This is a genomic window from Streptomyces sp. PU-14G (assembly GCF_041028275.1).
Lineage (GTDB): Bacteria > Actinomycetota > Actinomycetes > Streptomycetales > Streptomycetaceae > Streptomyces.
The window spans coordinates 1-6,864 of the sequence record NZ_JASKYT010000321.1 but is presented as its reverse complement, the minus strand read 5'-3'; the positions used below and the strand labels follow the sequence as shown (position 1 = coordinate 6,864).

Sequence of the window (6,864 nt, the reverse complement as noted above, 5' to 3'; positions counted from 1 at the left end):
ACCCCGAGCCCCGGCCCTGGCCCCGCGAACTTGGCCGAATGACAACGCCGCACCGAACCGGCTCTGTACGAGACGGCCAAGATGCCACTACAGTAAGTGCTCTCATTATCTCCGAGGAGAAGGAAAGGAGGAAAACCGTGTCGACCCGCCTGTGCTCCTGGATCCCCGGCCCCGTAAGGGGTGGCATGATCCGAAAGCGGCGAGAAGCTGTGGGAATGGCCGGATCCTTCACCTTCTCCGCCCCAGGAATTCCTTTCCTGCTCGTGTGAACCGCGACGTGCACGCCCGGCCCGTGCACCCGGGAGGCGAGCACGATGTTCCTTCAAACCCTCGAAACCCTCGGCACCTTCTTCGGCGGCCTGGGCGCCCTCGTCGCGGCCACCACCCAGCTTCTGGCCTTTCTGAAGAAGAAGGAAGACGAGCGGGAAGTCGGCGCCTGCCGCGACGAGTCGGACGGCTGGATGATCCCCGCCATACCCGTCACCCACTTCGTCACGGCGGCATGACGGCACATTCTTGGTAAGTATCGTTCCGGTCCTGCGGGAGTCCCTCGCAGGGCCGAACGGAGTGGCACCCGGAATATCACGCCCAATGCGACGCGGAATTCTTCACCTCGCCCCGTCACGGAATGCGGTTCCCCTTCCGCCTCACCGCGTCTTCACGAACCGGGCACGCGCGTCCGGCACCAACCGCTCGACCGCGTACCGCACGGTGATCCGCGGCAGCTCGGTCGCATGACGGTCGAGGAAATCCACCATCACGTGCGCGTCCCGCCGCCCGATCTCCCGCAACATCCATCCCGACGCCTTGTGGATCAACGGCTCCGGATCCCGGCGCAACCGGAGAACGAGACGCAAGGTCGGCTCGAAGCGGCCGGCCCGGATCAGCGCCAACGTGGCCACCACGGCGATCCTGCGATCCCACAGCCACACTGACCCGGCCAACTCGTCCAGCACACCCAGCACGTCCGGCGGTCCGTCCACAAGCCACGGCCCCAGCACGACATACGCGGAACCGTCCACCAGATCCCAGTTGTCCACGCAGTCGGTACGCGCCAGGTAAAAATCCACCAGCGCCTTCCGTTCGGCACCCCGAGCCCTACGCACCTGCTCGGCCAGAACCAGCAGACCGGCGAACCGCTCCTCGTGCACGCGGCTGTGCAGCAGGACGTCCACGTCCTCGGTCGGCAATCCCCGGTAACGTCGAGCCAGTTCGCGCATCACCGGAACGCGCACCCCGAGCAGCTCGTCGTCGTCCGCAGGCCTGAGCACCCGCACCAGCTGCGCCAGGACGGGGGGCTCCGCCAGTTCCCTCAGCTCGGACCGCAGCTTCCCCAGCACGCCAGACGTCATGCGGACGGACGCTACTGCCCAAAGCTCCCGCACCGCACCCCGGTCACGGGCCGCCATGCCCCAGAAGCCCTCTCACGGCGAAGGCGGCGACCGCACACCCGCCGCGTGGCCGATGCCGTGCCCTGAAGGGCCTCTGCGCACCTCCAGCGTGCTCTCGCCCACCCCGGAGCGCACTGATCCTCCGGCACGCCGGCGTCTGACGCGTTACCCTCGCAACCCACTGGAGACATGAAGGACTTGACGCGAAGGATGGAGACAGACATGGTCGTGCTCGTCCTCCTGGTCATATGCCTGGCTCTCCTCGGCGCGCTGACCTACGCCGCCCATCGTCGTGGCATCGGTGGTTCCCGCGGGACTCTGACGCCGGAAGAGCGGGAACGCGGACTCGCCGCCGAGGAAAAGGCCCGAGCCATCCACCAGCAGACCCACTGGCGACGCCTCTGAGCCCCTCGCCCCCCAGCTCCCTGCGTCGGCCCCTGCGCCGGCGGCTCACCACGACAGGACTGATCGCACGCCAACGCCAGAGGCCCCGCATCGATCATGATGCGGGGCCTCTGACCTGCATAAAGCAACCGGAGCCGCCTGTCGGATTCGAACCGACGACCTTCTGTTACAAGCTCTACATAGGGCGGTCAAAGACGCTCATACCAGCCGCCGCAGGGCGCGGGGGATGCGGTGAAAGACGGCGGCGGTTGGTGGGGCTGCTGTACTTCGCTGCTGTACAGCAGCAGTCCGGGCGCAGCACTTCCAAGAGCTCAGTGGGCCACGACCCCTGGGATCATGGCGGCCAGTCCCGAAGCGAAACTGCCCAAGCCCGACAGTGTCACAACAGTGGCCTTTCCGTCCGAGAACAGGCTGCTGCAGAAGGCCCTCACCTGTCGGCGCGCGACGAGCATCTTGAGCCTCTGCAAGCGATGCTGCCGGATGTGACATCCAAGGAGAAGCCCCGACGCGTTGTTGCGGCAGCCGTCCACCCGACCGCGGACATCCGCCTTGCACGTGACTGGGGCCTGGAAGAAGCACCAAAGGAACACGAGAGCAGAGAGGCCGATGACTACCGCTGGACCTGCTGCCTTGTTCACCCATGCCGCGATCAGCAAGACGCCTGCCAGGACACCCCACCACTGACCCAGCCCACCGAGCTTCTTGTTCCGAGCCCCCGAAGTAGCCATGCCATAAGGCTAGGAAGCAGCAGATCCGCGCCGTGCTCGCCCAAGCATTTCTGACGGGAAAGGAACGACAGACGGCTGGAGCTGCTGTCTTGACAGCCCGTTTCCAGCGGAACGAGCTGGCTTCCCAACACGTGTACGGCGCCGCAGGAGAGCGACGAAACGGAACTGTGAGGGGGCTGTCTAACGATCGTCGCTCAGCCACAGAAAGTCAGCCACGACGGCGGGAGAGGCCCGCGCACGCGCAACGTGGTTCCCTCAGCCACCCACCGGCATTAGCCACGCTCACTGGTCTTGATCTTGGACCCACAGACGCCTCCGCGAAGCCCCGGCCGGCCACTCGGCGATAGCGGGACCGGCCCGCAGACCGCGACGCGATCGGGCGCCGCGTCACGGACTTCCCGGTGTTCTGTGCCTGGTGGTACACGGTCGTCGGCGTCGTGCTCCTGGCCTGCCCGCGCTGGCGTGCCGGTCCGTGGAGGCTCAGGGGCTCCGGAGCGCCTTGTCATGGACATGTGTCTACTGCACGGGGCTGCGCGCTGAGCGGTCCGGGGTCGGCGCTGAGCGGTCCGGGGTCGGCGCGGAGCGGGGCGGAGACAGGAGCGGGCGGCGGCCTCGGGCCGCCAGCGCGCGCGGCCCGCGTCAGCAGGCCGCCTTGAAGTCGTAGAGAAAGTTGTTACGCACACGCCTGGCGAGCTGGCGGGCAGGCTATTGGGCTGACTGTCCAAGTCGCTGCTGTGGTGCGCTGTTTGAGCGTGAGCATGTGGGGCTTGCCATGTTCGAGTTCGTGGCCTGCTGCTGGTTGGCCGTGGTCGAGCCATGCTCGGGCTTCTTGGCAGGGCTCTTCGTCCAACGTCATGGCGATCATCATGAGGCTGATGTGGACCCAGCGCAGGGCTTCGCGGGGGCTGTGGGCGTCGTAGGTGCCGAGTCGGCGTTCGTTGACGTAGCACTCGCAGTAGTAGACCGGTGCTGTGGGAAGCGGCGGCACACCACCGGTTCGCTGCTCGTCGCAATGAAGGTGTGTCCCAAGGTGGCGCAGCGGATCTGCGGCACTCCAAATTCACGCTGCCCTTCGACATGTACTCGGAGGCCAGCGAGGAAGAGATCCGCGAAGCGCTGCAAGGGCTCTCCCGTGGCTTCAGCCCAGACGGTCTTGAGGAGGCCAACCCAACTACCCAGGATGGTCCGGCATGAGTGGCTGGAGCGAATTTGCGGGCCAAGCGGCCAGTTCCTTACTCGGGACTCTCGTCGGCGGCTTGATCACCATAGGTGTGGCACGTTGGCAAACCACCAAGACTGTTCGAGCTCAGATGGAACTGACCGTTTCCCAACAAACGGCGGCCGAAAGGCTCGCGCGGCACGAGAGGGAACGCGAACGTGCTGCGGACTCAGCACGCCAGCTACTCGAACGACTGGCGGATCTGTACGACTGGCTACCGTCTCTGCCGGACGTGGCGAGAGATCAACCCGTACTGAGCAGCCATGCTCGACAGCAATGTGCAGCAGCCATGGAATCGATCCGGCGGGGCATGCGGACCGATCTACTTCTGATTGGCGACGCTGAGATCCGAGACCGGTATCGGACGCTGGTGAAACTCGCCTATGACGTGGGATGGCGAGGCATCGGCCGGAACAGTCGAGAGCGACAGGTCTGGGACGTGCGGAACTACCTCCGCTACGTGCAGGCTTCCCTGGAAGCCGTCGTTGACGGGACTCCGCTTCCCGTCGCGGCGGCCCCGCCCAGCCTGGATCGCAGCGATACCGAGGCATGGCTTCCCCCGGTCCTGCCGCGCAACTGGAACGATCCGGCTGTCGGAAGCTAGCTCTCCCCTCTCGAGACCGCCAGCGATCGCCACACAACGATGCTCCGGCCGCAGCGCACGACAGTCGACCCTGATCCATTGCTGTACGGCACTGCTGTACGGCACCACAGAGGCCCGCCCCGGAGCTCCGGGGCGGGCCTCTGACCTGCATAAAGCAACCGGAGCCGCCTGTCGGATTCGAACCGACGACCTTCTGTTTACAAGACAGATGCTCTAACCAGCTGAGCTAAGGCGGCAGGCGTGCGCTCTCGCTCGTGCAGTGTACCCGGCGGTGGTTCGGGCTGGTCGGACTACTGACAAAAGACGGATCAGAGGCTAGCGTCCTGGCCAGGTCCACGCAGTGGACTACACCTCCCCCTTTACGACGGATCGTCCGGCACGTACCTGCCGGTGAAGGAGAAGAGAACATGGCCACGGTCACGTACGACAAGGCGACCCGGGTATACCCCGGGGCGGAGACGCCCGCCGTCGACCAGCTCGAGATCGAGATCGAGGACGGCGAGTTCCTCGTCCTCGTCGGACCCTCCGGATGCGGAAAGTCCACGTCACTGCGGATGCTCGCAGGGCTGGAGGACGTCAACGAGGGCAACATACGCATCGGTGACCGGGACGTGACCCACCTTCCGCCGAAGGACCGGGACATCGCGATGGTCTTCCAGAACTACGCGCTGTACCCGCACATGTCCGTGGCCGACAACATGGGCTTCGCCCTGAAGATCGCCGGTGTGCCGAAGCCCGAGATCCGCAAGAAGGTGGAGGACGCGGCCAAGATCCTCGACCTCACCCAGTACCTGGACCGCAAGCCCAAGGCGCTCTCCGGCGGCCAGCGGCAGCGTGTCGCGATGGGGCGGGCCATCGTCCGTGAGCCGCAGGTCTTCCTCATGGACGAGCCGCTGTCCAACCTGGACGCCAAGCTGCGTGTCCAGACGCGTACGCAGATCGCGGGCCTCCAGCGCCGGCTCGGCATCACGACGGTGTACGTCACGCACGACCAGGTCGAGGCCATGACGATGGGCGACCGGGTCGCCGTCCTCAAGGACGGACTGCTCCAGCAGGTCGACAGCCCGCGTCACATGTACGACCGTCCCGCCAACCTGTTCGTCGCCGGCTTCATCGGCTCCCCCGCCATGAACCTGGTGGAGGTCCCGATCACCGACGGCGGCGTCAAGTTCGGCAACAGCGTGGTGCCGGTGGAGCGCGACGCCGTGAAGGCCGCAGCGGACAAGGGTGACAAGACGGTCACGGTCGGCGTCCGGCCCGAGCACTTCGACCTCGTCGACGGCGAGAGCGGCGGCGACGGCGACAAGAAGCTCTCCAAGGGCGAGCACGCGGGTGTCCCGGTGACGGTGAACGTCGTCGAGGAACTCGGTGCCGACGGGTACGTCTACGGCACCGCCGACATCGGGGGCGAGAAGAGCGACCTGGTGGTCCGGGTCTCGGGCCGCAGCGTCCCGGAGAAGGGCACCACGATCCACGTCGTGCCGCGCGCCGGCGAGTCCCACGTGTTCGCCACCTCCTCCGGCGAGCGCCTCAGCGACTGAGCGTCCCAGCGACTGGTTGGCTCGTCGGCTCGTCGGCTCGTCGGCTCGTCGGCTAGCCGACTGGGGGCTGGGGGCTGGCGGCTAGACAGCCGGACCGGCGGGTGCGCCACCGCGGCTGGGTGGCTCGAGCCTGGTCAGTCACGTCTCTGAGGCGGTGCCTTTGACGAAGGGCCGCGACGGGTGTTCACCACACCCTGTCGCGGCCCTTCGTCGTCACACACCCCTCGCATCGCACCCCCTCCTCGTCTCCCCTTCCGTCGCCGCCCCGTCGCTGTCATGGCCCCGCCCGACGGCGCCGTCACCGCCGTCGGCGTCCCGTGTCCGGCACGGTCAAGTCCGCGGGCTCGGTTCACTCCTGCGTACGGCGGTACTCGAACACCTCATGCATACCGTCCCCCGAAGTGGTGACACAATGTCGCCAAATCACTACCTGTCGCTACCATCACGGGCGTGAACCACGCAGCCCGCCGTATCGGCCGATCCCTCGCCCTTGTTCTCCCGGTCGTGCTCGTTCTGTCCGGGACACTCGCCGTCACCCGCGTCCCATGGGCCGCCTCGCCCTCGGACACGCAGCTCCTCACCGCGTCCTCGCACGAGGCGTCGTCGCGGGAAGCCTCGACGCCCGCCTCGCCCCCCGCGTCCTCGACCGAGCGCGCGCCCCAGGACGTGCTCCGCGACCGGCTCATCGCCGAGCTCCAGGAGCAGGACCCCGGGGTGGCGCTCAGCAGTCTGCAACGGGCGATGACGCGCAAGCCGTCGCTCGCCCGGCACTGCACCTCGCTCGCGCGGGCGCTCGGCAAGGCCGCCGTCCACAAGTACGGCGCGCAGCGTGCGCAGCGCTTCTCCCGGCCGGTCTGCGACACGTCCTTCGCGTACGGGGTCGCCCAGATGGGCTGAGCCAGTCACCACGGTCATCGGGTCGGCCGCGCCACCTCGGCCGACCACCGGGCCATGCCCCTCCACCACGCACTCCGCC

7 protein-coding genes and 2 tRNA genes are annotated in these 6,864 nt (G+C 67.0%); 6 read left to right on the top strand and 3 right to left on the bottom strand.

Annotation, left to right across the window (positions count from 1 at the left end; translation table 11 throughout):
- Positions 1-314 precede the first annotated feature (314 nt).
- Positions 315-506: a hypothetical protein gene (locus AB8Z75_RS27455; protein WP_369206575.1), complete on the top strand. Its 192-nt coding sequence runs from the start codon at positions 315-317 to the stop codon at positions 504-506.
- A 141-nt stretch (positions 507-647) separates the two neighbouring features.
- Here the strand turns inward: AB8Z75_RS27455 and AB8Z75_RS27450 are convergent, their stop codons facing one another.
- Complete coding sequence (locus tag AB8Z75_RS27450; RefSeq protein ID WP_369206573.1) at positions 648-1,352, bottom strand: DNA alkylation repair protein; 705 nt, start codon at positions 1,350-1,352, stop codon at positions 648-650.
- A 249-nt stretch (positions 1,353-1,601) separates the two neighbouring features.
- Here AB8Z75_RS27450 and AB8Z75_RS27445 point away from each other — a divergent pair, with 249 nt between their 5' ends.
- Positions 1,602-1,796, top strand: a complete 195-nt coding sequence (locus AB8Z75_RS27445) for a hypothetical protein (protein ID WP_369206571.1) — start codon at positions 1,602-1,604, stop codon at positions 1,794-1,796.
- A gap of 132 nt (positions 1,797-1,928) precedes the next feature.
- Here the strand turns inward: AB8Z75_RS27445 and AB8Z75_RS27440 are convergent.
- Positions 1,929-2,039 (bottom strand) — tRNA-OTHER (locus AB8Z75_RS27440).
- Positions 2,040-3,490: 1,451 nt separating this feature from the next.
- On the opposite strand from AB8Z75_RS27440, the gene AB8Z75_RS27435 reads away from it, so the two are divergent.
- A complete protein-coding gene (locus tag AB8Z75_RS27435; RefSeq protein ID WP_369206569.1) occupies positions 3,491-3,718 on the top strand; it encodes a hypothetical protein in 228 nt (75 codons plus the stop codon).
- Positions 3,715-4,347, top strand: coding sequence for a hypothetical protein (locus AB8Z75_RS27430; protein WP_369206567.1), 633 nt, complete (start codon positions 3,715-3,717; stop codon positions 4,345-4,347). The genes AB8Z75_RS27435 and AB8Z75_RS27430 overlap by 4 nt, the downstream gene beginning before the upstream one ends.
- Before the next feature lie 162 nt (positions 4,348-4,509).
- On the opposite strand, the gene AB8Z75_RS27425 is transcribed toward AB8Z75_RS27430, so the two are convergent.
- Positions 4,510-4,583, bottom strand: a tRNA-Thr gene (locus tag AB8Z75_RS27425).
- 171 nt (positions 4,584-4,754) lie between these two features.
- Between AB8Z75_RS27425 and AB8Z75_RS27420 the strand changes: the two genes are divergently transcribed.
- Both AB8Z75_RS27420 and AB8Z75_RS27415 read left to right on the top strand, forming a co-directional pair.
- Positions 4,755-5,888: an ABC transporter ATP-binding protein gene (locus tag AB8Z75_RS27420; RefSeq protein ID WP_369206565.1), complete on the top strand. Its 1,134-nt coding sequence runs from the start codon at positions 4,755-4,757 to the stop codon at positions 5,886-5,888.
- A gap of 450 nt (positions 5,889-6,338) precedes the next feature.
- The gene (locus tag AB8Z75_RS27415; protein WP_369206563.1) at positions 6,339-6,785 is read left to right on the top strand and encodes a hypothetical protein; all 447 of its coding nucleotides are present in this window, start codon (positions 6,339-6,341) and stop codon (positions 6,783-6,785) included.
- The last annotated feature ends 79 nt before the right edge of the window (positions 6,786-6,864 follow it).